Consider the following 24,204-nt stretch of genomic DNA (forward strand, 5'->3'; position numbering starts at 1 on the left):
CTGCCCAATTCTGCGCCAGCGGGGCATGCGTCGGTTGGAGTCTATGCGAATCGAAAAGCGGCGCGGGGATGGCCGCGCCGCTTCGAGATAATGGAGTTTTGTGTCTGTTTGCTAGCCGCGCCTGCGGCTGCCGGCGTCGGCGGCGCGGCGATTGTCCGGCAGCACGATCACCTTGGCGCCGACGCTGACCCGCGAATACAGGTCGGTGACGTCCTCATTGGTCAGGCGGATGCAGCCGGACGACACGTGGGTGCCGATCGTGCCGGGGGCGTTGGTGCCGTGGATGCGGTACACGGTACCGCCGATATACATGGCGCGGGCGCCGAGCGGATTGCCGGGGCCGCCGGCCATGTGCCGCGGGAGGTAAGGCTGGCGGGCGATCATTTCGGCGGGCGGAGTCCAATCCGGCCACTCGGCCTTCTTGGTGATCGACTTGACGCCGCTCCAGGTGAAGCCGTCGCGGCCGACGCCGATGCCGTAGCGCATGGCGCGGCCGTTGCCGAGCACGTAGTACAAGTAAGTATTGGGCGTATCGACCACGATGGTGCCGGGCGCCTCACGGGTGTCGTACGCCACGATCTGGCGCTTCAACCGCGCCGGCAGTTCGGCGGCGACGCCGTCGTCCTCGTCGCGGGTCGTGGCCTGAATCTGCGGCGCTGCCGGCTCCGTCGGAGCGTAGGCCAAGGGTTGGGTGTCCGACGCCGGCGGCAGGAACGGGAAGAACAGCAGCGGCAGAGTCTGCGCTGCGTTTGCGGTGGTGGCGAAGCCGATGCTGGCGATTGCGACGGCCGCAATTGCGGCGGAGCGGCTGGTGATCCTGATACGCGACATGGCGAGCCCCCTGTTTGAGCGCCTGTGCTGCTTTGCAGCTTTCCCTGCCGAACGCCGTTATCGGCGTCCGTTGGGGCGAGGGATAACCCGGCAACGGTTTCCGGAGGTTTTCGTCGAACCGCCAAATTGGTTTCGTCGGGCCGGGGAAATGTTTCGTCCCGCGGGCGTGGTTATGGGAACGTCACCGGATCCGTTCGGATTGGCGCCGGGGCGGCAATCGTCTGCTGATCAAACGCATCCGGCCACGGCGGGGAGACGCCGTGGCCGAAGTCCTGCGGTCGCCAGCAGATGATCAGTTCGCCGCGAACCGCGGCGCGGTGCAGCCGCCGCACACCCACGGCCACGACCAGTCGGCAACCTTGCCCTTGTTGGCTTCGACATAGGGGCTCCACGCCTTCGGCGGCAGCGCCTTGCTCTGGTAGACGATGCTGAACTGACCGTCGGCCTGGATCTCGCCGATCATCACCGGCTTGGCCATGTGATGGTTCGGCCCCATCACCACCTCGAAGCCGGACGGCGACTTCACTTTCTGACCGATCATCGCCTGGCGAACCGCGTCAACGTCGGTGGTGCCGGCCTGTTGCACGGCCTGCACCCACATGTGGAACAGGATGTAGGCCGACTCCATCGGGTCGTTGGTGACGCGCTTGGGGTTCTTGGTGTAGGCGCGCCATTTGGCGATGAAAGCCTTGTTCTCCGGCGTATCGACCGACTGGAAGTAGCTCCACGCCGCCAGATGACCGACCAGCGGCTTGGTGTCGACGCCGGCGAGTTCTTCCTCGCCGACCGAGAAGGCGATGACGGGGATCTCGGTGGCCTTGACGCCCTGGTTGCCGAGCTCCTTGTAGAACGGCACGTTGGCATCGCCGTTGATCGTCGAGATCACCGCGGTCTTCTTGCCCGCGGAGCCGAACTTCTTGATCGCCGCGACCTCGGTCTGCCAGTCGGCAAAGCCGAACGGCGTGTAGTTCTCCATGATGTCCTCGTCCTTGACGCCCTTGGTCCTGAGGAAGGCGCGGATGATCTTGTTGCTGGTGCGCGGATAGACGTAGTCGGTGCCTTCGAGCACGAACCGCTTCACCTCGCCGCCGTCCTTACTCATCAGGTAGTTGACGGCCGGCACCGCCTTGTTGTCCGGCACCGACGAGCCGTAGAAGATGTTGTAGGACGCTTCCTCACCCTCGTATTCGAGCGGATAGAACAGCAACCCGTTGAGCTCCTCGAACACCGGCAGCACCGATTTGCGCGACACAGAGGTCCAGCAGCCGAACACGGCGGCGACCTTGTCCTTGACCAGAAGCTCGCGCGCCTTCTCGGCGAACAGCGGCCAGTTCGACGCCGGATCGACCACGACCGGCTCGATCTTCTTGCCGAGCAGGCCGCCATGGGCGTTGATGTCGGCGACTTCCATCAGGATCAGATCCTTCAGGATGGTCTCGCTGATCGCCATCGTGCCGGACAGCGAATGCAAGACGCCGATCTTGATGGTGTCTTCGGCCGCGGCGGGCGTGGCGCCGAGGCCGATCAAAGCGAGCACCGCGGTCGCGGCGCCGAGCCAGCGTCGTCGTAGGTCGTGCATGAGGTCTCCTCGTCGGGTTCGATGACCGGCCGCTTTGCCGCGTGTCGTCGGGGCCCCGGTCAGTACCCGAAGCTTGGCACGGCGGTTTTGCTGCACTGAGAGCCGCTGCCGGCAAATGCGATGGCGCCGTGTCGCGGTGAGCGAGCGGCGCCCGGCGCGGCGCATTGCCCAGCGAATGCACCGATCGCGGCCGGTTGGCAGGCAGCTTTTGCTGCGCGGCTGGGCAGCGGCGCGGTTTATCGCCGCCTGATGAGTCCAGTTGTCGCGAAAGCCGCGGGACCAGTCCGGCGGCGACGACAAACCGGCTGACGACGGCGGGATTTTACGATGAACTGACGACGGTGGTGGTACTGGACCAGCGGAAGCGGATCTCATGGCGGCGTTGCAGATCTCGGTGCATCTCGACCGGACGCGGGCCGATACGCTGACGACGCAGATCGTCGATCAGATCCGCGAGGCGATCCGCTGCAGCCGGCTCCTTCCGGGCCTTCGCCTGCCATCGTCGCGTCAGCTCTCCGAGCAACTGGCGATCTCGCGCAACACGGTGGTGCGCGCCTATGACCTTCTGGTGATGGAAGGGCTGCTGGAGTCGCGGCCGGCTTCCGGCATCTATGTCGCCGAGCAGGCGAGCGGTGCAGCTCCGGTGCCGCCGAGGCGGGACGAAGCGCCGCCGAGCTGCATGCCACTGCCGCTGCGGCACCGCCGGCCGCGGCCGCCCGAGACGCCGGGCCGCGAGCGGCTGCTGTTCGATTTCCGGCCGGGGCGGCCGGACCCCGATCAGTTTCCGATGAAGACATGGCGGCGGCTGCTGCAGGCCAATCTCACCCATGGCGGCGCTGCAGGCTTGACGGGCGCCGGCGAAACCGCCGGGCTGCCGGCGCTGCGTACCGCTATCGCCAATCACCTGGCTGCGTCGCGCGGCATCGTCGCCGATCCGGGCCGGATCCTGATCATCTCCGGACTACGCGAAGCGCTGACCATTGCAGCGCGGCTTTTTCTTGCGCGCGGTACGTTGGCGCTCATCGAAGACCCCGGCTATCAGCCCGCAGCCGCGGCGTTCGAAGCCGCCGGTGCCGAATTGGCCAGCGTCGCCGTCGACTCCGAAGGGGTGGTGGTCGACGATCTGCCCAAGCGCGCCGCGTCGCTCCTGTATACGACGCCGGCGCATCAATATCCGACCGGTGCGGTGCTGTCGGCGGCGCGCCGACGCGACCTCATCGCTTGGGCGCGGAGCACCGGCTGCTATCTGATCGAGGACGATTACGACGGCGATATCCGCACTCACGGCACGCATCTTCCGCCGCTCGCGGCGTTGGCACCCGACTGCACGATTCATGTCGGCAGCTTTTCCGCTTCGCTCGGAGCCGGGCTGCGGCTCGGCTATGCGGTGATGCCGGCGCAGATCGCCGAGGCGGCTGTCTGCGAAAAGGCGTTGCTGAACTCGGGCAATCCGTGGCTCGAGCAGGCGACGCTCGCCGACTTCATGCAGAGCGGCAGCTATGCGGCGCATCTGCTGCGCGTCCGTGCCCACTACAAGGACAAGCGCGACGCGCTGGTCGAAGCGCTGCAGCGCAATTTCGGCGAGGTCCGGATCGATGGTCAGATCGGTGGGCTGCATCTGGTCTGGCATCTGCCGCCGGGTATTCCCGACGCTTCCAGCGTCGAGGCACTAGCGCGGCGGGCGCGCATCGGCATCGCGGCGCTGCGCTCGGCGCAGGTGCGGTTCGATCGGCCGAACCCGCTGGCTTCGCGCGCGGTGATGCTCGGCTTCGCGCCGCTGTCGCGCAAGCAGATCGAGAAAGGCATCGCGCGGTTGTCGGATGCGATCGACGACGCGATCGACGATCCGGCCACCGATATGGCGGCGTTCTTCTCCGATCAGTTCGCGCCGCCGCCCGGGCCGCAACTGGCCTCACGCGATCGGCAGCGACCGGCTCTACGGCTTTCGCCGCCGCGTCGTGCAACCTCGCCGGCGAATGTCGCACGACAGGGTCACCCATCCATGCCGGTTCTGAAATCCATCTACCGCTATCCGATCAAGGGACTGAGCGCGCAGCCGCTCGGCCGCGTCGATGTCACGCCCAAGCAGCCGCTGCCGCACGACCGGGTGTTCGCGCTGGTGCGGCCCGGCGCGCCCTACGATCTCAGCCGTCCGGCGTGGGGCAAGAAGGGCCTGTTCGTAATGCTGATGCTGGAGGAGGCGCTGGCGCGGGTGCGGACCGTGCTCGACGTCGAGACCGGCAAGCTGACGATCAGCCAGGACAACCAAACGCTGCTGGTCGCCGATCTGTCCGACGACGTCGAACGCGCCAAGGTCGAGGATCTGTTCTGGCAATTGGTGCCGTCGTTCCGCAGCCCGCCGACGCTGGTGCGCTCGGCCGGCGGTCACTTCATGGACAAGCCCGACAACGTGATGTCGCTGATCAACCTCGCGACGCTGCGCAGCCTCGAGCAGCAATGGGGTGTCAACATCGATCCGCTGCGGTTTCGCGCCAATTTCTACATCGACGACGCGCCGCCCTGGGAGGAGTTCGACTGGGTCGGCAGCGACATCCGCATCGGCGAGGTGACGTTCCGGGTCGATCGCCGCAACGGCCGCTGCGGCGCCACCAACGTCAATCCGCAGACCGGACGGCGCGACCTCGATTTGCCCGGCTCGCTGCGCGCCGCGTTCGGGCACAAGGAACTCGGCGTGTACCTAGTGGCGCGCGACTGTGGCCGCGTCGCTGCCGGCGATGCCGTCGCGACGCCGCAGCCGGCCGGCGTTCGCATCGCCGCGTCGGCGCTGCTCGGGGCGGCGGTGAACAAGCCTGGTCCGCAGCGATTTATCTGCGGCGGCTGTTACTTCATCTACGAGCCGTCGGCCGGATTGCCGGAGCAGGGCCTCGCACCCGGAACGCCATTCGCCGATATCGATGTGTCGTGGCGCTGTCCCGATTGCGGCACCGAGAAGACGACGTTCCGGCCCTATGTCGAGCCGCCGCTGCGCAACTCCGCCCGGCGTGACGCCGGTTAGCGCCCTCGTACCCGGCGAGGAGGCTGCTCCCGCATTCGCCCAAAGTCGCGGCCGGCCGGCCTCTGCAGCGGCGGTTTGATCGCGCGCAATTCGCAAATTCAGGCGCCTCGGTAAGCCAAGGCCGCCGCGTGGTGCGGGCGAGCGGGGAGTATCCGGCAATGGCGACAGTGAAGTTCTTCGGCAACGAGACGGTGCCGCTCGAGATGCACAAGGTGCGGATCGTGCAGAAGCTCAGCCTGCCGCCGGTCGAGCGCCGCCTGGAGAAAATTACCGAGGCCGGCAACAACACCTTCCTCTTGAAGAACGACGACGTCTTCCTCGACATGCTGACCGATAGCGGCGTCAACGCCATGAGCGACCGCCAGCAGGCGGCGATGTTGGTCGCCGACGACAGCTATGCCGGCAGCGCGACCTACACCCGGCTGGAGACCAAGCTGCGCGAGATCTTCGGCATGCATTACTTCCTGCCGACGCATCAGGGCCGCGCCTGCGAGCACATCCTCGCCAAGGTGTTCGTCTCGCCCGGCAAGATCGTGCCGATGAACTATCACTTCACCACCACCAAGGCGCATATCACGCTGCAAGGCGGCACGGTGGAGGAGCTGGTGAGCGACGCTGGGCTGGAAGTTATCAGCTCCAATCCGTTCAAGGGTAACATGGACATCGCCAAGCTCAAGGCGGTGATCGACAATCGCGGCGCCCACAACATCGCCTTCGTGCGCATGGAGAGCGGCACCAATCTGATCGGCGGCCAGCCGTTCTCGCTGCAGAATCTCGCCGACGTCAGCAATGTCTGCAAGGAGCACGGCATCCCGCTGGTGCTCGACGCCAGCCTGCTGGCCGACAATCTCTACTTCAACAAGACCCGCGAGGATCACTGCAAGAGCCTGTCGATCCGTGAAATCACCCGCCGCACCGCGGATCTGTGCGACATCATCTATTTCTCAGCGCGCAAGCTCGGCTGCGCCCGCGGCGGCGGCATCTGCATCCGCGACCGTGCGCTGTACGAGAAGATGCGGCCGCTGGTGCCGCTTTACGAAGGCTTTCTCACCTATGGCGGCATGTCGGTGCGCGAGATGGAAGCGCTCGCCGTCGGCCTCGAAGAGACCATGGACGAGGAGATGATCAACCAGGGGCCGATGTTCATCGGCTTCATGGTCGAACAGCTGCAGGAGCGCGGCGTGCCGGTGATCACGCCGGCCGGCGGTCTCGGCTGCCACATCGACGCCAAGCGATTCGTCGATCACATCCCGCAGTCGCAATATCCGGCCGGCGCGCTGGCGAGCGCGCTGTACATCGCCTCCGGCATCCGCGGCATGGAGCGCGGCACGCTGTCCGAACAGCGCGAGCCCGACGGCACCGAGATCTTCGCCAACATGGAGCTGGTCCGCCTGGCGCTGCCGCGCCGCGTGTTCACCCTGTCGCAGGTCAAATACGCCGTCGACCGCATCGCCTGGCTCTACGCCAACCGCCAGCTGATCGGTGGGCTGACCTTCGTCGAGGAGCCGGAAGTGCTGCGATTCTTCTACGGGCTGCTCAAGCCGGTGTCGGACTGGCAGAACCACCTCGTCGCCAAATTCCGCGAGGACTTCGGCGATAGTTTGTAAGGGCAATGTAGGGCGGATAAGCGCGAAGCGCGCCATCCGCCGAGCTGACTCCGTCAGGTCGTCCGTGATGGCGGATGACGCTTCGCTCATCCGCCCTACGAACTGCGTCTGTGGCGAAATGATTCGTTCCGCCGCATCGCTGCGATTTTCGGAACATCGGATTCCTTGCTGCGTTGCTTGATCGGCAACATCAGGAGGACATGATGGCCGCAAAGAAAGCGACGAAGAAAACCACGACCGCGCGCGGACGCAAGCAGGACCGGGCCCGTGTCGCCGGCGGGCAGGACTACGAAGTGAAATACGAGGCCAAGAAGACCGGCCGCTCGGCACCGGCGGTGAAGAAGGCCGTCAAGAAAGTCGGCAACGCCCGCAAGAGGGTCGAGAAGAAGCTGGCGAAGAAGCGCTGATTGCAACGGCGCGCCGGCAGTCGGCCGGCGCACCGTTTCGGCGGCTAGCTCGCGCAGCGATCGGAGCTACAGCAAGATGCAGGCTTCGTCGCGCGCACGAAGCCGCTGAAGAATTTGTCCTGCATCTGCGGTGCGAGTGCGTCGACGTCGATGCCCTTGCCGGTGAGGAATTCGCGAGCATCCTCGATGTCGTAGACGCGGGTCGGCTGGATCGAGACGTTCTCGAAGCCGGCAGTAGTCAGCTTGACCACATAATCGTTCTCATCGAGCGCGCCGGCGAGGCAGCCGACCCATAGCAGGACGTCGCGGCGCAGCGCTTCCGGAATGTCGCCGCGCGTGACCACGTCCGACACCGCGAAGCGGCCGCCCGGTTTCAGCACGCGAAACGCCTCGCGCAGAACTCGGTCCTTGTCGCCCGACAGGTTGATCACGCAGTTGGAAATGATCACGTCGACCGAATTGTCGGGGAGGGGGATGGCCTCGATCTCGCCCTTGAGGAATTCGACATTGTCGACGCCGGCCTTGCGCTGGTTGTCGCGTGCGAGCGCCAGCATCTCGTCGGTCATGTCGAGGCCGTAGGCCTTGCCGGCCGGGCCGACGCGGCGCGCCGACAGCAGCACGTCGATGCCGCCGCCGGAGCCGAGATCGAGCACGATCTCGTCGGGCGCGAGCTGCGCCAGCGCGGTCGGATTGCCGCATCCGAGCGAGGCGAGCATCGCTTCGGCGGGCAGGCCGCTCGCCTGCGCGTCGTCGTAGAGATTGCTGGTGATCGGGCTGGCGCCTGGAAGCGCCGCCGAGCCGCAGCACGAACTGCCGCCGCCGCTCACCTTGAGCGCGGCACTGGCGTATTTCTCGCGGACGACGGACTTCACGTCGGACAGGTCGGTGGTGGACATCGCGGTCTCCTCTGGGGTGGTCGGGCAGGCCTATTAGTTCGATTAAGCTAGAAATATCGAATAAGTATGCCTGATGAAATCAGGCAGCGGACTTGGTGTCCTTGAGCTCGACGGCGTCGGCGCAGCATTCCGCCACCATGAAGTCCATCAGGCCGCGCATTGCGTCGTAGTTGGCATGGCAGTTCAGCGTGGTTGCGTCGCGGACCTGGCGAATCAACCCGGCCGAAACCAGCGTCTTGAGATGGTGTGACAGCGTCGACGGGGCGATCTTGAGGCGCTCCTGCAGCCGGCCGACCGGCGTGCCGGCCTCGCCGGCGCGCACCAGAGCCCGGTAGATCTTCAGCCGGGTGGGATTGCCCAGCGCTTCGAATTGGCCGGCGGCGTCGTCGATCTTCATGGCGACGATGCTGCGACCGAATCCTTCGCTGGTCAAACGATATTTCTAGGATGATCGAAATATGGAGCGCCTGTCGGCTTGACTTCGTCAATCATATCGATAAGTCTAGATATATGGAATCAGAGAACGCAATCATGGCGCTCGGTGCCCTGGCGCAATCGACCCGGCTGGAGGCATTCCGGCTGCTGGCGGCGCACGAGCCGGACGGGCTGCCGGCCGGGGCGATCGCCGACGCGTTGGCGGTGCCTCAGAACACGATGTCGTCGCATCTGGCCATCCTGGCCCGCGCCGGACTGATCCGGTCGCGGCGGCATAGCCGCTCGATCGTGTATCGCGCGGACCTCGCGCGGTTTCAGCAGGTCGCGCTGTTTCTGATCAAGGATTGTTGCGGCGGCCGGCCCGAGCTGTGCACGCCGCTGATCGCCGATCTGCAGCCGTGTTGTGGTCCCAAGGAGCCCGCCGATGTCTGACCGCATCTTCAACGTGTTGTTTCTCTGCACTGGAAACACAGCCCGATCGATCCTCGCCGAGAGCATCCTGCGCAAGGATGGCGCCGGGCGGTTCAAGGCTTTCTCCGCCGGCAGTCAGCCCAAGGGGGTCGTCAATCCGCTCGCCCTCAAGGTGCTCGCCGACAGCGACTATCCGATCGACGGACTACGGTCGAAGAGCTGGCAGGAATTCGCCGAGCCGGATGCGCCGGTGATGGATTTCGTGTTCACCGTCTGCGACAGCGCTGCCGGCGAAGCCTGCCCAGTGTGGCCTGGCCAGCCGATGACGGCGCATTGGGGGATCGATGATCCGGCGGCGGTCGAAGGCAGCGATCTCGACAAGGAGCGCGCCTTCGTGCAGGCGTTTCGCTTCATGAAAAACCGGATCGGCGCCTTCACCGCACTGCCGATCAAGATGCTCGACGGCGTCGCGCTCGGCGCGAGATTGAAGGAAATCGGTTTGCTCGCCGGCGTCAGCTTCCCTCGGCCAGAGGTGGCATGATGGACGTCGTCATCTATCACAACCCCGCCTGCGGCACCTCGCGCAATACGCTCGCCATGATCCGCAATGCCGGCGTGGAGCCGCACGTCATCGATTATCAGAAGTGCCCGCCGAGCCGTGCGCTGCTGGCGCAACTGATCACCCGCGCCGGCCTGACCCCGCGGCAGGCGCTGCGCGAGAAGGGCACGCCCTATGCGGAGCTGAAGCTGGACGACCCGTCACTCAGCGACGATGCGCTGCTCGATGCGATGATCGCCCATCCGATCTTGATCCAGCGGCCGCTGGTGGTGACGCCGAAAGGCGTGCGGCTGTGCCGGCCGTCTGAATTAGTGCTCGATCTGCTGCCGCCGCAGCAGGGCGCGTTTTCAAAGGAAGATGGTGAGCAAGTAATCGATGCCAGCGGCCGGCGAGTGGCGATGGTGTGATGCTTTGCTCCGTCATTGCGAGCGAAGCGAAGCAATCCAGGCTCCGTGCACCGAGCTGGATTACTTCGTCGCTTCGCTCCTCGCAGTGACGAAGATGAGAGCAAGGCGACGCAACTTTGTATCACGTCATCGCCCGGCTTGACCGGGCGACCCAGTATTCCAGAGAGCTGCTGGATTAGCGCAGCGACGCATGCGGCTGAACACTGGCGCTCTGGGATACTGGGTCCCCGCTTTCGCGGGGATGACGGTTGTTAGTGTGACTGCGCGGAGCGGTCAACAGGTCGGTCGGGAGAGTTTTGATGTCTACCTTCGAACGCTATCTCACCCTCTGGGTCGCGCTGTGCATCGTCGTCGGCATCGCGCTCGGGCATGTCATGCCGGATGTATTTCACGCCATCGGGGCGGCGGAGATTGCGCGCGTCAATATTCCGGTCGCGGCGCTGATCTGGCTGATGATCATTCCGATGCTGGTGAAGATCGATTTCGCCGCGCTCGCGCAGGTGCGCGAGCATTGGCGCGGCATCGGCGTGACGCTGTTCATCAACTGGGCGGTGAAGCCGTTCTCGATGGCGGCGCTGGCCTGGCTGTTCGTCGGCACTCTGTTCAGGCCGTATCTGCCGGCCGACCAGATCAACTCCTACATCGCCGGGCTGATCATCCTGGCCGCGGCGCCTTGCACCGCTATGGTGTTCGTGTGGTCGAACCTGACCAAGGGCGAGCCGCATTTCACGCTGAGCCAAGTGGCGCTCAACGACACCATCATGGTGTTCGCCTTCGCGCCGATCGTCGGCCTGTTGCTCGGCCTGTCGGCCATCACCGTGCCGTGGGATACGCTGGTGCTGTCGGTGGTGCTGTACATCGTCGTGCCGGTGATCATCGCGCAGTTGCTCCGCCGGCGCGTACTAGCGACGAGCGGGCAGGCTGGGTTGGCGCGGTTGCTCGGCATTTTCCAGCCGCTGTCGCTGGTCGCGCTGCTGGCGACGCTGGTGCTGCTGTTCGGCTTTCAGGGCGAGCAGATCATCGCTCAGCCGCTGGTGATCGCGCTGCTCGCGGTGCCGATCCTGATCCAGGTGTATTTCAACGCCGGTCTGGCCTATCTGCTGAACCGGCTCGCCGGCGAACAGCACTGCGTCGCCGGTCCCTCGGCACTGATCGGCGCCAGCAACTTCTTCGAACTCGCGGTCGCCGCCGCCATCAGCCTGTTCGGCTTCAACTCCGGCGCCGCGCTCGCCACCGTCGTCGGTGTGCTGATCGAAGTGCCGGTGATGCTGACGGTGGTGGCGATCGTCAATCGCTCCAAGCGCTGGTACGAAGCCAGCGCTTCGGTCGAAGCGAAGCCGACGGTTTAGCGCAGCTTAAGCCCGGTCGCCGTCTCCAGTTCGGCGATCGCCTGGGCACCGTTCAGCACTTTGATGGTGGTCATGCCCATGTCGCGGGCCGGCTTCAGATTGACGCCAAGGTCGTCGAGATAGACGCAGCGCTTCGGATCGACGCCGAGCTTGTCGGTCATCATCCGATAAATCCGCGGGTCGGGCTTGCGCAGGCCGATCTTGGCGGATTCGATGACGTGGTCGAACAGCGCCATCACTTCGGCGACGTACAGCGTGCGGCCGGCCGTCGAGCCGATGGCGTTGGCGGGCAGATTGTTGGTGATGCAGCCGGTCTTGTGCTGGCGCTTGATGACGCGCAGCGCCTCGACCATCTCGGGGCGCAGGTCGCCGAACAGCAGCGGCAGCACATCCTTGCCGCGGACCTCGGCGCCGAGCGCGCGGGATTCGGCGGCGAACATTTCGTCGAAAGTATCGATGTCAATTTCCGCCCGCTCGAATTTGGCCCAGGCGTTCTCGAAGTGATTTTCGGCGTTGGTACGGCGGATGATGTCGACCGGCAGGCCGCGCTCTTGCTCGAACCGCGCAAAGGCCTCGAACGGCGAGGTCGTCAGCACCCCGCCAAAATCCCAGATCACCGCCTCGACCATGCGCCGCTATCCTCCCTGAAATTCATTGGGCGGAGCGCTAGCACGGGCGACGGTCGCCCTCAATGCATGGTCTTGCTGCTTTTCAGGAACGGCCGGCGGGCGGATTCGTGCTTCTCGTAGAGCTCGAGCCAGCGGCGGTCCTCGGCGCGGACCCATTCTCCGGCGTCGATCGGCGGCGGGCCGCTTTTCGTGATGATCTCGTCGAGCCGGAAGAATTCGGCGGTTTCGGCCGCCGACAGACCGATCAGCACCCGGTTTCCTGAATTATCCAGTTCGTAGTCGTCGTCCTTGGTCATGGCCGCAGTTGACCATCAGCAGCGAGAGGGTCAACGCCGATCGCCCCTTAACCTAACCGCTCAAGGTTACCAGGCGTCGCTGGGGTACAACCTGCAGTTCACGAAGCTACGCGTTAACTGCTTTTTGTCTGGTTGCGTCTAGTTTTGAACAGCAAGAGGGCTAGGGCAAAGGGCGAGAAATGCTGAATTCGATTTCCGGGCGGATCATTGTGGCGATCACACTTGTCGCGATCGGGTCATGCGCGATGCTGGCAGGCTTCAGCGTCTGGCGGCAGCAGGCCACGATCGAGGTGGCACTCGATCGGGAACTCCACGCCGACTACGCCAATCTGGTCGGAGCCCTGGAGGCCGAAACCCGTGCCACGCTGGCGGTCAGCGACGCACTGTCGTCGCTGAAGCCGATCAAGGACGCAGCGGTCGCCGGCGACCGAGAGGGTCTGATCAAGATGATGACCGAGGGCCGCGAGAAGAATGTCGCCCGCGGCATCGAGGCTATCACCGTGATGATGCCGCCCGGCGTGGCGTTCGCTCGGGTCCATAATCCCAAGGCGTTCGGCGACGACGTCACCAAGCGCCGCGCCATGGTGGTGCAGGCGCTGGAGAGCGGCAAGCCGTTCGCCGGCATCGAGCCCGGTCTCAACAATCTCAGCGTGTTTGCCTCGACTCCGATGATCGTCGACGGCAAGACCATCGGCGTCATCGATGTGGGCACGCCGTTCGGCAAGAATTTCGTGGAGCGGATGAAGGCGCGGTTCGGCGTCGACGTCGCGATTCTTCAGCCCGATGGTGACAAGGTCAAAGTGATCGCCTCGACGCTCGGCGGCACCGACGCCGACGCCGACGCCGCGGTCGTTCGCCGCGCCATGGGCGGCGAGCTGGTGATCCAGCAGGGCGACGCCGGTGGCCGGGCCATTGCCACCACCTTCGGCCAGCTCAAGCGCTTCTCCGGCGAGCCGGTGGCGGTGATCCAGATCGTGCGTGACGCTTCCGCCTACGCGTCGCTGGCGCGGAGTTCGCTGCAGATGCTGGGGCTCGCCACGCTGTGTGCCGTGCTGATTGCCGGCGGCATCGCGATGTGGCTCGGCCGCAGCATGGCCAAGCCGGTGCAGGCGCTGGAGAGCGCGATGCGGGCCATCAGCGGCGGACGCCATGACATCGAGGTACCCGGCAAGGGCCGCAAGGACGAGATCGGCTCGATGGCCAAGGCGGTCGAAGTCTTCAAGGAAGGCCTGATCGAGACCGAGCGGCTCCGCGCCGCGCAGGACGAACAGCGCACGTCCCACGAGGCCGAACGACGCCAGGCGATGCACGAGCTTGCCGCGCGGTTCGAGTCCAGCGTCGGCGGCGTGGTGCAACTCGTCGGCTCGGCCGCCACCGAGCTGCGTGGCACGGCAGACTCGATGGTCGGCACATCGCGTGAATCCGAACGCCGGCTGGTGGCGGCGACGGCAGCCTCGTCGCAGGCGACGTCGAACGCTCAGGCCGTCGCTGCGGCGGTCGAGGAACTCGACGCCTCGATCGGCGAAATCGGCAAGCATGTCGATCAGTCGGCTCAGGTGGCGAGCGAAGCCGCCGGGCAGGCGAGCCGCACGAATAATGAAGTGAAGGGCCTGGCCGAGGCCGCCAACAAGATCGGCGAAGTGGTGACGCTGATCAGCGACATCGCTTCGCAGACCAACCTTCTGGCGCTCAACGCCACCATCGAGGCGGCGCGCGCCGGCGAGGCCGGCCGCGGCTTCGCTGTGGTGGCCGCCGAGGTCAAGGCGCTGGCCGAGCAGACCTCCAAGGCGACGGACGAGATCACCACCCAGATCAACTCGATCCAGCAGGCGACGCAGTCGTCGGTCAATGCGATCTCGGGCATCACCGACATCGTCGGCCGCATCAACGAGATCGCCACGGCGATCGCCGCCGCGGTGCGTCAGCAGGGCTCCGCCACGCGCGAGATCGCCCACAACGTCGCCGAAGCCGCGCGCTCGACCACCGAAGTGTCGTCCAACATCATCGGCGTCAACGAAGCTGCGCGCGAGACCGGCGTCGCCGCCGGCCAGGTGGTCGACGCCGCCGCCGAACTGTCGAAGAGCGGCGAAGTGCTGAAGACCCAGGTCGAAGCCTTCCTGCGCGAAGTGCGGGCGGCGTAAGGGCGGCCGAAAGCCGTTGTCGGGCACGGCGCGACCTCTCCCCGCGTGCGGGGAGAGGTCGGATTGCGCAGCAATCCGGGTGAGGGGGCGCCTCCGCGAGGCCGAGCGTTTCGTGTAGTTATTTGATAGTTAATTGAATGCCGCCTATGAACCCCGGCGCTCTGCCGCGCGGAGACGCCCCCTCATCCCACCCTTCTCCCCGCGGGCGGGGAGAAGGAGCAGGTCGTGCTCGCGGCGCCCTTATGGTTAACCGCAGCTAACGCGATACCGTTCAATTCTCTTTAATCAGATTGAGCAACTGTGCGCGCATGACGCGTGGAGTTCGTTTGTATCTCGTCGGCTCCTTCGTCCTTGTATCGCTTGCGGGTTGCGGGCGCGGTCTGTTCCAGACTGCCGAGCGTGAACCGTGGCGAGCCGAGGCCGAGATCGCCTGCCTGAAAATCGGGCGTGGTGAAGGAGAGCCCGGATCTGGTGCGGATCGATCCGATTTCCGGCCCCGGCGTTTGCGGCGCCGAATTTCCGCTGAAGGTCGCAGCGCTCGGCGAGGGCGGCGCGTTCGGTTACGCCGACGATCTGCGGCCGCCGGGCGATGTCGGCGGCGGGCGCGGCCAGCCGCCGTGGCCGGGCAACCAGCCGCGCTACACCTCACCTTCACAGCAGCCTTATCAGCCTTCACGATCTGGCGGTTATGGCGCTCAGCCGTCGAACGGTTTCGGTGCTCCGCCGCAGACCTATCAGGCGACACGGCCGGCCTATGGCAACGGCCCGGTGCCGCTGAACGCGCCCGACGTCGTGCCGGCGCAGGCCGATATCAATCTGCCGCCAGAAGGTTCGCTACCGGCGGAGCGGCCGCCGGCCGAGAATGTGCGCTACCCGGAGCAGAACAACTACTCGCCGGTGCCGCAGCGTACGCCCGAAGAGGCCGAGCGGCCGTTGCCGCGGCTCGGGCCGGGACCCGCCGGCAACGTCACCGGCTCCGTCGGTCCGGTCGCGATCAAGCCGGTCGCGACGCTGGCGTGCCCGATCGTCTCCGCGCTCGATCGCTGGCTGGCCGAGGTCGTGCAGCCGGCCGCGCAGCATTGGTTCGGTCAGCGCGTGGTCGAGATCAAGCAGATCTCGGCCTATTCGTGCCGCGGCATGAACGGCAATCCCAACGCGCATATTTCCGAGCACGCGTTCGGCAACGCGCTCGACGTTGCCGGCTTCACGCTCGGCGACGGCCGCTACATCTCGGTGCAGAAAGGCTGGAAGGGACTGCCGGAAGAGCAGGGCTTTCTGCGCGACGTGCAGGGCGGCGCCTGCCAGATCTTCAACACGGTGCTGGCGCCGGGTGCCAACATCTATCACTACAATCACATCCACGTCGATCTGATGCGCCGCCGTTCGCGGCCGATCATCTGCAAGCCGGCGGCCGTCTCGGGCGAAGAAGTCGCCGCGCGCGCCCAGCGCAACAGTCCGTATGCGACCAGCCCAGGCGGCAGCAGCTGGAGCGGCGTCACCGGCGCGCTCGGCGGGCGTGGCAAGACCAAGGCGGCCGACCGCGAAGAGACTGACGACGATTAGTCTCGCCTGTTTTTCCGTGTGAAGGAAGCCGGCCGCATCTCGCGATCAAACCACGCCAGCGGCGATCCGCTCCGCAACTTACATTCATCTTGGAATGTATGTATGCTTGCCGCCTGACCCGGACCTAATCCGGGCATTCAACAGGGGAGGATTGCGATGGGACGGGCGTCTCTCGTCGGCGCAGCTGCGGCTGCCGTGGCGGTGTTTGCATTGTCGGCCGCGGTGAAAGCCGAAGACGGGCCGATCAAGATCGGCGTATTGGCCGACATGAGCGGCGTCTATGCCGACATCGGGGGCGAGGGATCGGTCGAAGCCGTCAAGATGGCCATAGCTGATTTCGGCGGGAGCGTGCTCGGCAAACCGATCGAAGTCGTTTCAGCCGACGGCCAGAACAAGCCCGACATCGCCACCAACATCGCGCGCAACTGGTACGATTCCGGTGTCGACGTGATCACCGACATTCCGTCGTCCGGCATGGCGCTGGCGGTGATGCAACTCGCCAAGGACAAGAAGAAGATCGCGCTGGTCACCAGCGCCGGCAGCTCCGACATCACCGGCAAGGCCTGCAACGCCTACACGGCGCACTGGACCTGGGACACCTATGCGATGTCCAGCGGAACCGGGCGGACCATCGTCCAGCGCGGCGGCAAGGACTGGTTCTTCCTCACCGCCGACTACGTGTTCGGCAAGACGCTGGAGCAGGATACGGCAAAAGTCGTGACCGCCAATGGCGGCAAAGTGCTCGGGCAGGTGCGACATCCGCTCGGCACCAGCGACTTTTCCTCGTTCCTGCTGCAGGCGCAGGCCTCCAAGGCCAAGGTGCTCGGCCTCGCCAATGGCGGCACCGACATGACTAACGCGGTCAAGCAGTCGATCGAGTTCGGCCTGCAGCGCGACATGCAGATGGTGGCGCTGATCGGCTTCATCAGCGACATCCACAGCCTCGGCCTGAAGGACGCGCAGGGGCTGATGCTGACCGAGGCGTTCTATTGGGATCTCGACGACGCGACGCGCGCCTGGTCGAAGCGGTTCTACGACAAGATGCACCGCATGCCGAGCATGACCCAGGCCGGCGCGTATAGCGGCGTGATGCATTATCTGAAGGCGGTGAAGGCGGCCGGCACGCGCGATGCCGATCAGGTGATGGCCAAGATGCGCGAGATGCCGATCAATGACTTCATGACCCACAACGGCAAGCTGCGGATCGACGGCCGGGTGATGCGCGACATGTATCTGTTCCAGGCCAAGAAGCCGAGCGAGTCGAAGTCGGAATGGGACCTGTATAATCTGGTGGCGACGATTCCGGCCGATCAGGCATTTCGTCCGCTCAACGAAGGCGGCTGTCCACTGGTGAAGTAATCGTCGGCATTATGGGTGTCGCCGCAACGAGGGTGCCAGGATGAAGAGCAAGCCCGGCCCTGAACGCGCGGCGGCGGCGCCTCGCAGCGCTGCCGCCAAGCCGCGGCGGCGGCAGGCCGATCGCAGCGAGGCGACGCGCGCGGCGCTGATCCGTGCCGCGATCGATACGGTGAGCGAGCGCGGCTATGCGGGCGCTACCGCCAACGCCATCGCGACGCGCGCCAAGGTGACGAGGGGCGCGCTGCAGCACCATTTCGGCACGATTCAGGATCTGTACCTGGCCGTAGTGAGCTACGTCTCACAGGAACTGGTCGGCGAGATCGAAGCCGAAATCTCCGCCGGCGACACGCTGGATCAGCGCATCGGCGCCATCGCCGACCGCTATTGGCAGGTCTATGGCGGCCCGGACTACTTCGCGCTCATCGAAATCTGGATGGGCTCGCGCAGCGATGACAGGCTGCGTAGCCAGATCGAGCGGCTGATGCAGCAGATCACCAAAATGCGCAACAAATACTGGCGCGCGCTGCTGGCCGACTATCCGCTCAGCGCGCGCGAGATCGACACGATGCGCGGTGCGCTACTGGCCGTCGTGCGCGGCGCCGCGGTGCATCGCATCTTCTCGCAAGACGATGCCCGCGCCCAGCGCCAGATCCGCTTCGCGTTTTCGCTGGCGGAATCCTGGATCAAGACCAAAGCGAAGCCTCGTCGCCTCAAGGGCGATAGGCGGCGATGAACATGCGTGTCGCGCTGGCGACGACGGATGCGATGCGCTCGGGGGAGGGCGGTTCGGTGGCCTGAAACACGAACGGCAGAAACAGCGACGCCTGACAAGTCTGCATGAACTGTGCGGCGGCGAGTTCGCAATCCTCGATCACCAGCGTGCCGGCGTCGACCTGGATCTGAAGATAGCGCCCGAAGCGGGCGATGGTGTGGGCGACGACGCGCTCGTAGTAGCGCCGCCCCACGTCGGGCATGCGCTCGGCGATCGCCATCACGGTGCGGATCGTCGAAGCCCCGAGCGGCGTGCAGATCAGCCCGATATAGGCATGGCCGAAGTCGCGCAGGGTGGTTTCGACGTCGCGCTCCGGTGAAAAGTCGAACGACGCCATGCCCTGGGCCAGGCTCTCCTGTTCGACGATGGCGCAGAACAGCGAGTTCTTGTCGGTGAAGTAGACGTAGAGCGTACCTTTCGACACGCCGGCGGCGCGGGCAATCTCGCCCATGCTGGCGCCGTCGAAGCCGAGCTCCAGGAACACCGCGCGGGCGCCATCGAGGATCTGGCGCCGCTTGGCGCTGTCCTCTTCCACGTTCGGCACGGGCGCCGCAGAGCCGCGAGTAACCATCGCTTCAGCATGTCCTGGTTTGCAGCCACCCCGGCAACCCGGGAGCAATGACTGCTGGGTCAGCATGTCTGCCTAAATCATGTACCTTGACCGAACCGTTCGGTCAATGGTAGTTCTTCACCGTTCCGGAGGAAGAAGACCCCGGAGCGGGAAGTTCGCGTGCGAATGGCCGAGCGCGAAGGGTGCAGGAGAATTCGATGTCCGGACGCGACCAGGCTGCCCGTGTGCTGCGCCCCGAGCCCGATGCTGCGGCCACCGAGACTGCTCACGCGCCGGGCAAGGCGGCGGCGCCACATGCCGTGCCAAACCAGGCCGAGGCGGTGCGTTCGCTGCTCGAAGATCCCTCGACGCTGAAGTTGGCCGAGCCCGAGATCGACGACGAGCCGGTCGCCCCTGCCGAGCGGCTTGCGCCGGCGGCGAAGAAGCCGGGCAAGAAGCGCATCGTGCTGCTCGGTGTCGGCGTGCTGGCACTGGCGGCCGGTGCTTACTTCGGCATCGACTACATGCTGGTCGGCCGCTTCATGGTCGGCACCGACGACGCCTATGTGCGCGCCAACAACACCACGCTCGGCGCCCGCGTCTCCGGCCACATCGCTGCGATCCTGCCGGCCGACAACACCGAGGTGAAGCAGGGCGACGTCGTGTTCCGCATCGACGACGGCGACTACAAGATCGCGGTCGACTCGGCCAAGGCCAAGATCGCCACCCAGGAAGCCACCATCACCCGCATCGGCCGCCAGATCGCCGCGCAGCAGAGCGCGGTGGAGCAGGCGCAGGCGCAGCTCGCCTCCGCCGAAGCCGCCGCCAAGCGCGCGGATCTCGATTTCGATCGCCAGCAGGCGCTCTCGACCAAGGGCTTCGCCTCGCGCGCCGTATTCGAGACCTCGCAGGCCAGCCGCGACCAGAGCGTCGCCTCGGTCAACGCCGCCAAGGCAGCCTATGACGCTTCGCGTGACAATGTCGAAGTGACCAAGGCGCAGCAGAACGAAGCCCGCGCCCAGCTCGTCGAGCTGCAGAGCGCGCTCGCCAAGGCGCAGCGCGATCTCGACTTCACCCAGGTGCGCGCGCCGGTCACCGGCGTGTTCTCCAATCGTCTGGTCAACACCGGCGACTACATCAACGCCGGCCAGCGCCTCGCCAATATCGTGCCGCTCGATGGCGTCTATATCGACGCCAACTTCAAGGAGACGCAGCTGCGCCGCCTGAAGCCGGGCCAGAAGGTCGACATCTCGGTCGACGCGTTCTCCAGCCGCAAGATCGAGGGCACGGTCGACAGCCTGGCACCGGCCGCCGGCCAGGTGTTCACGCTGCTGCCGCCCGACAACGCCACCGGCAACTTCACCAAGATCGTGCAGCGCGTCCCGGTCCGCATCCGCGTCCCCGCCGACGTCGCCCGCGAAAACCTGCTGCGAGCCGGCATGTCGGTCTACGTCAAGGTCGATACGCGTAGCGACGCGAAGTAAGCGCCGATTAGTTGCAGGGCTTCTTCTCCGTCATGCCCGGCCTCGTGCCGGGCATCCACGACGCTAAAGAAGCCGCAGCCAAGACGTGGATGGCCGGGACGAGCCCGGCCATGACGAAGTAACAATGGCTTCAAGGATCGGCCGATGTCGGCAACGACCACAGTGACAGGCGCGGTGCCGGACGCACCCTCCGAACATGTGCCGGCGAGCCGGCTGTTCGCGTTCCTGATCATGGTGTTCGGGATGTTCATGTCGATCCTGGACATCCAGATCGTCTCGGCATCTCTCTCCGAAATCCAGGCCGGCCTGTCGGCCTCATCCTCCGAAGTCTCCTGGGTGCAGACCGCGTATCTGATCGCCGAAGTGATCGCGATCCCGCTGTCCGGCTTCCTGTCGCGCGCGCTCGGCACGCGCAATCTGTTCGCGATCTCGGCGGCCGGCTTCACGCTCGCCAGCCTGATGTGCGGCTTCACCTCGTCGATCGAGCAGATGATCCTGTGGCGCGCCATCCAGGGCTTCCTCGGCGCCGGCATGATCCCAACCGTGTTCGCCTCGGCCTACACGGTGTTTCCGCGCTCTAAGTTCAATCTGGTCGGCCCGATCATCGGCCTCGTCGCCACGCTGGCGCCGACGATCGGCCCGACGGTCGGCGGCTACATCACCGACCTGATGTCGTGGCACTGGCTGTTCTTCATCAACGTCGTGCCCGGCATCGGCATCACCATCGGCGTGCTGGCGCTGGTCGATTTCGACGAGCCGCATTACGAACTGCTCGATCACTTCGACTGGTGGGGGCTGGGCTTCATGGCCGGCTTCCTCGGCTCGCTCGAATACGTGCTGGAAGAGGGGCCGCGCAACGACTGGTTCAACGACGAGTCGATCCTGATCTTCGCCGTCGTCTGCGTGGTGTCGGCGATCGCGTTCTTCTGGCGCGCGTTCCAGGCGCGCGAGCCGATCGTCGATCTGCGCGCCTTTTCCAATCGCAATTTCGCGATCGGCTGCATGTTCCAGTTCTGCGTCGGCATCGGGCTCTACGGCCTGACCTACATCTATCCGCGCTACCTCGCCGAAGTGCGCGGCTACAGCGCGCTGATGATCGGCGAGACGATGTTCGTCTCCGGCATCGCGATGTTCATGTCCGCACCGCTGGTCGGCCGGCTGATGGCCGTCGTCGACATGCGCATCCTGATCGCGATCGGGCTGCTGCTATTCGCCGGTGGCACCTGGCAGATGACCTGGATCACGCGCGACTACGATTTTTACGAGCTATTGTGGCCGCAGATCTTCCGCGGCGTCGGCATGATGATGGCGATGGTGCCGACCAACAACATCGCGCTCGGCACGCTGCCGCCGCAGCGCGTCAAGAATGCGTCGGGCCTGTTCAACCTGACCCGCAATCTCGGCGGCGCGCTCGGCCTGGCGCTGATCAACACCATCCTCGACAACCGCACCGACTTCCACATCTCGCGGCTGCACGACAAGGTGACCTGGGGCAACGCCCAGGCGGTCGACTTCCTCACCATGCTGACCCAACGCTTCCAGGGCCTCGGCGACGCCTCGATGATGGCGTTGAAGCAGTTCAACCTGATCGTCCATCGCCAAGCGGTGACCATGAGCTTCGGCGATTGCTTCGTGCTGCTGACGGTCTTTTATATTGGGCTGTCGACGATGGTGTTTTTGCTCGCCAAGCCGGCCAACCCGATGGCGGCGGCTGGGGGCGGGGGACACTAAGCGCGAGTGACGCTCGGCTCCCCTCGTGGTAGGATCCTTTATGGCATCGGATCCTCACGATCAAAATCCTCCGAGCGAGCGAGCTTTTGTGCTCGGGGCGGAGCTTTTTGAAGAGATTAGTGCAGTCGAGGGTATCGAGCTTTCAGAGCCGATGCGCCGGCGGGCGAGGGAAGCTGATCGCCTGCGGCTCTCTGCCGAAGAGCAGATCGAACGGATCAAGCAGGCTTATCTTAGAGACTAGCATGCGCGAGCTTCCTCTTGCTTCCAAGGTGAGGCTTCCGTTCGCAGCATTTCTAACGTTTCCTCATCGCCTGCCTGGGCTGAGGTTAGCGACAAAGAACCTACAGTCATTCAACTCTGGTTTATTCCCGTCGTTATTACCGCTGGTGCAATCTTGCTGGCTTCCAAACGGCCTGGTATGCGATTTTGCTTTTTCCGCTATCAGCGCTTTACGTTGGGGCGCAGCTTCTCGAGTGGCATGACGCAGACGTCGGGCCTGCGATACGAAGCGAGCTTGGCGACACGTACTTCGCTAACGCTTATTTGACGTCTGCAGTTGCGATTGCCGGGCCTATCATCGCTTGGCTATTGATCTCGCTTCGAAGACGTCATCTGNAAAAGGATCTGCAACACGTTGACGCGGCATTCGCCGGTGAAGCAGTGGGTGAACTCGTCGACGAAGACGCCGGGTTCGTGGATGTGATGGTTCATTTCGTCGTTCGTCATGACCGGGCGCATTTTCAATGCTCCGGCGGATTGCCGGGCGCGGATCTGCGGTGGCACGACTGAAGACACAATCTTGCAGGCGTTGGGCGTAGGAGACCGGCACAGCGTGCTTCGGTCCGATCGTCGCGGCTTCCTGGTAATAGATAACCGACCCGCGGGCTGACATATTCGAGCGACGCAGTGTCTGTATTTGAGCAGGTAAATTTCTGCAGCGCAAGAATGGGCGTCGATGAGATGGCGGATCTTTGCGCGCCCTCGTCTACGACAATCGAATTGGTCCCTCGATCTTTCACAGAATGGCTCCGAGCCGATGGCGGGCGACTCGATAGAAAGAGGGATGCTTCGCTTGATGGAATTGGAGTTCGGCCGAGATGACCACCGTTGACGCACCGACGATCGCAGAACCGGCGACCGAGCGCACGCGGCTGAAGCGATATCACTGGCTCGGCAAATACGACCGCGCGACGATCGATGCGATTATCGACGCCGGCATCGTCTGCCAGGTCGGCTATGTGATCGACTCCGAACCCTACGTGACGCCCACCAATCATTGGCGAATCGACGACTACGTGTATTGGCACGGTTCGTCGGCGAGCCGCATGCTGAAGGCCCAGCAGACCGGCATTCCGGTTTGCTTCACCGTGACTCACCTGGACGGCATCGTGTTCTCGCGCGCCGCCTTCAATCACAATGTCCAGTTCCGCTCGGTCATGGCGTTCGGCAAGGCCGAGCTGTGTGACGAGGAGGTCAAGCGCAAGGCCTTGGAGGTCTTCGTCGATCGCCTTGCGCCGGGCCTGTGGGACTATGCGCGCAAGCCGACCGAGCAGGAATGGAAAGCCACCAAGGTGATCCGGATGAAGCTCGACGAGGTGTCGGCCAAGGTCAATGACGGTCTGCCGGACGAGGAGCCGGACGATCTCGCCACGAATCTGTGGGCCGGTTCGATCGCGCTGCGAACCGTCCAACTGCCGCCCGTGCCGGATCCGAAGCTGCGTGAGGGCATCGAGATGCCGGCCTTCGTGAAGAATTTCCGCTACACGACGTGAGGTCGCGTCCGGTGATGCCGATCATGATGGATCGCGCGCCGGAGGGCGGATCAGGTCGTCGAGGCCGATCAGATACTTGCCGGCCGACAGGATGTCTTCAGGGCGGAACGCGGCGAATCCGAGCAACAGTCCCGACCGGGACTGGCGTCCGCCGTAGTACATCGACAGCGGGCGGCTGACGATGCGGTTCTCCCACAGCTGGCGCGCGACCGCGGTGTCGTCGACGCCGTCCCGGAACGGCAGCACGAAGTGCATGCCGCTGACGCATTCAAATTCGGGTGGCGCGTAGGACAGCGACTCGGCGAGCATTTTTAGCATCGCCGCCTGTCGTTCCGCATACAGCCGGCGCATGCGGCGGATATGTGCCGCATACAGGCCGCGGTGCAGAATTCGGCGAGCACCATTGCTCC

At 64.9% G+C, this 24,204-nt stretch carries 21 protein-coding genes and 2 pseudogenes; 15 read left to right on the top strand and 8 right to left on the bottom strand.

Annotated elements, in window-relative coordinates; all coding sequences use genetic code 11:
- Positions 1 to 111 precede the first annotated feature (111 nt).
- A complete protein-coding gene (locus I5M_RS21180; RefSeq protein WP_022723231.1) occupies positions 112 to 831 on the bottom strand; it encodes a L,D-transpeptidase in 720 nt (239 codons plus the stop codon).
- A gap of 292 nt (positions 832 to 1,123) precedes the next feature.
- Positions 1,124 to 2,410, bottom strand: coding sequence for an urea ABC transporter substrate-binding protein (urtA, locus tag I5M_RS21185; protein WP_022723232.1), 1,287 nt, complete (start codon positions 2,408 to 2,410; stop codon positions 1,124 to 1,126).
- A gap of 373 nt (positions 2,411 to 2,783) precedes the next feature.
- Here urtA and I5M_RS31020 point away from each other — a divergent pair, with 373 nt between their 5' ends.
- The 3 genes from I5M_RS31020 (at position 2,784) to I5M_RS21200 (ending at position 7,440) form a co-directional block, all read left to right on the top strand.
- Complete coding sequence (locus I5M_RS31020; protein ID WP_022723233.1) at positions 2,784 to 5,426, top strand: aminotransferase class I/II-fold pyridoxal phosphate-dependent enzyme; 2,643 nt, start codon at positions 2,784 to 2,786, stop codon at positions 5,424 to 5,426.
- Positions 5,427 to 5,584: 158 nt separating this feature from the next.
- Positions 5,585 to 7,033, top strand: a complete 1,449-nt coding sequence (locus I5M_RS21195) for a tryptophanase (RefSeq protein ID WP_022723234.1) — start codon at positions 5,585 to 5,587, stop codon at positions 7,031 to 7,033.
- Between the two features lie 203 nt (positions 7,034 to 7,236).
- Positions 7,237 to 7,440, top strand: coding sequence for a DUF3606 domain-containing protein (locus I5M_RS21200; protein ID WP_031337267.1), 204 nt, complete (start codon positions 7,237 to 7,239; stop codon positions 7,438 to 7,440).
- Positions 7,441 to 7,484: 44 nt separating this feature from the next.
- On the opposite strand, the gene I5M_RS21205 is transcribed toward I5M_RS21200, so the two are convergent.
- Positions 7,485 to 8,336: an arsenite methyltransferase gene (locus I5M_RS21205; protein WP_022723236.1), complete on the bottom strand. Its 852-nt coding sequence runs from the start codon at positions 8,334 to 8,336 to the stop codon at positions 7,485 to 7,487.
- Positions 8,337 to 8,415: 79 nt separating this feature from the next.
- Positions 8,416 to 8,733 (bottom strand): helix-turn-helix transcriptional regulator, encoded by a 318-nt coding sequence (locus I5M_RS21210; RefSeq protein WP_031337268.1) that lies wholly within the window; start codon positions 8,731 to 8,733, stop codon positions 8,416 to 8,418.
- Positions 8,734 to 8,846: 113 nt separating this feature from the next.
- Between I5M_RS21210 and I5M_RS21215 the strand changes: the two genes are divergently transcribed.
- From I5M_RS21215 to arsB, 4 genes are all read left to right on the top strand, one after another.
- Positions 8,847 to 9,203 (top strand): helix-turn-helix transcriptional regulator, encoded by a 357-nt coding sequence (locus I5M_RS21215; protein ID WP_022723238.1) that lies wholly within the window; start codon positions 8,847 to 8,849, stop codon positions 9,201 to 9,203.
- Entirely contained in the window at positions 9,196 to 9,723 is a 528-nt protein-coding gene (locus I5M_RS21220; RefSeq protein WP_022723239.1) for an arsenate reductase ArsC, read from the top strand. The genes I5M_RS21215 and I5M_RS21220 overlap by 8 nt, the downstream gene beginning before the upstream one ends.
- Positions 9,723 to 10,148, top strand: a complete 426-nt coding sequence (gene arsC, locus I5M_RS21225; protein ID WP_031337269.1) for an arsenate reductase (glutaredoxin) — start codon at positions 9,723 to 9,725, stop codon at positions 10,146 to 10,148. The genes I5M_RS21220 and arsC overlap by 1 nt, the downstream gene beginning before the upstream one ends.
- 299 nt (positions 10,149 to 10,447) lie before the next feature.
- Positions 10,448 to 11,497, top strand: a complete 1,050-nt coding sequence (gene arsB, locus I5M_RS21230; RefSeq protein WP_022723241.1) for an ACR3 family arsenite efflux transporter — start codon at positions 10,448 to 10,450, stop codon at positions 11,495 to 11,497.
- Here arsB and I5M_RS21235 read toward each other — a convergent pair.
- Both I5M_RS21235 and I5M_RS21240 read right to left on the bottom strand, forming a co-directional pair.
- The gene (locus tag I5M_RS21235; protein WP_022723242.1) at positions 11,494 to 12,126 is read right to left on the bottom strand and encodes an HAD-IA family hydrolase; all 633 of its coding nucleotides are present in this window, start codon (positions 12,124 to 12,126) and stop codon (positions 11,494 to 11,496) included. The genes arsB and I5M_RS21235 overlap by 4 nt on opposite strands.
- Before the next feature lie 59 nt (positions 12,127 to 12,185).
- The gene (locus tag I5M_RS21240; RefSeq protein WP_022723243.1) at positions 12,186 to 12,422 is read right to left on the bottom strand and encodes a hypothetical protein; all 237 of its coding nucleotides are present in this window, start codon (positions 12,420 to 12,422) and stop codon (positions 12,186 to 12,188) included.
- 179 nt (positions 12,423 to 12,601) lie between these two features.
- Here I5M_RS21240 and I5M_RS21245 point away from each other — a divergent pair, with 179 nt between their 5' ends.
- The 4 genes and pseudogenes from I5M_RS21245 to I5M_RS21260 all read left to right on the top strand — a co-directional run bounded on the left by I5M_RS21245 (position 12,602) and on the right by I5M_RS21260 (position 18,218).
- Positions 12,602 to 14,563 carry a methyl-accepting chemotaxis protein gene (locus I5M_RS21245; protein ID WP_022723244.1) on the top strand — a complete coding sequence of 654 codons (1,962 nt, stop codon included), beginning with the start codon at positions 12,602 to 12,604 and terminating at the stop codon, positions 14,561 to 14,563.
- Positions 14,564 to 14,871: 308 nt separating this feature from the next.
- A pseudogene (locus I5M_RS30315) lies at positions 14,872 to 16,126 on the top strand (extensin family protein).
- Positions 16,127 to 16,282: 156 nt separating this feature from the next.
- The gene (locus I5M_RS21255) at positions 16,283 to 17,485 is read left to right on the top strand and encodes an ABC transporter substrate-binding protein (RefSeq protein WP_022723245.1); all 1,203 of its coding nucleotides are present in this window, start codon (positions 16,283 to 16,285) and stop codon (positions 17,483 to 17,485) included.
- A gap of 40 nt (positions 17,486 to 17,525) precedes the next feature.
- On the top strand, positions 17,526 to 18,218 hold the full coding sequence (locus I5M_RS21260) for a TetR/AcrR family transcriptional regulator (RefSeq protein WP_022723246.1): 693 nt from the start codon (positions 17,526 to 17,528) through the stop codon (positions 18,216 to 18,218).
- Here I5M_RS21260 and I5M_RS21265 read toward each other — a convergent pair.
- The gene (locus tag I5M_RS21265; protein ID WP_031337270.1) at positions 18,196 to 18,828 is read right to left on the bottom strand and encodes a TetR/AcrR family transcriptional regulator; all 633 of its coding nucleotides are present in this window, start codon (positions 18,826 to 18,828) and stop codon (positions 18,196 to 18,198) included. The two genes, I5M_RS21260 and I5M_RS21265, sit on opposite strands and share 23 nt — an antisense overlap.
- Before the next feature lie 197 nt (positions 18,829 to 19,025).
- Here I5M_RS21265 and I5M_RS21270 point away from each other — a divergent pair, with 197 nt between their 5' ends.
- From I5M_RS21270 to I5M_RS21295, 4 genes are all read left to right on the top strand, one after another.
- Positions 19,026 to 20,291: an HlyD family secretion protein gene (locus I5M_RS21270; protein WP_031337271.1), complete on the top strand. Its 1,266-nt coding sequence runs from the start codon at positions 19,026 to 19,028 to the stop codon at positions 20,289 to 20,291.
- Between the two features lie 144 nt (positions 20,292 to 20,435).
- Complete coding sequence (locus I5M_RS21280) at positions 20,436 to 22,022, top strand: DHA2 family efflux MFS transporter permease subunit (RefSeq protein WP_022723250.1); 1,587 nt, start codon at positions 20,436 to 20,438, stop codon at positions 22,020 to 22,022.
- Positions 22,023 to 22,062: 40 nt separating this feature from the next.
- Positions 22,063 to 22,263, top strand: coding sequence for a hypothetical protein (locus tag I5M_RS21285; RefSeq protein WP_022723251.1), 201 nt, complete (start codon positions 22,063 to 22,065; stop codon positions 22,261 to 22,263).
- Between the two features lie 856 nt (positions 22,264 to 23,119).
- Positions 23,120 to 23,794 carry a pyridoxamine 5'-phosphate oxidase family protein gene (locus I5M_RS21295; protein ID WP_022723253.1) on the top strand — a complete coding sequence of 225 codons (675 nt, stop codon included), beginning with the start codon at positions 23,120 to 23,122 and terminating at the stop codon, positions 23,792 to 23,794.
- A 21-nt stretch (positions 23,795 to 23,815) separates the two neighbouring features.
- Here I5M_RS21295 and I5M_RS32870 read toward each other — a convergent pair.
- Positions 23,816 to 24,204: pseudogene (locus tag I5M_RS32870) on the bottom strand (hypothetical protein); the annotation flags it as partial.

Source organism: Rhodopseudomonas sp. B29, assembly GCF_000333455.1.
Lineage (GTDB): Bacteria > Pseudomonadota > Alphaproteobacteria > Rhizobiales > Xanthobacteraceae > Rhodopseudomonas.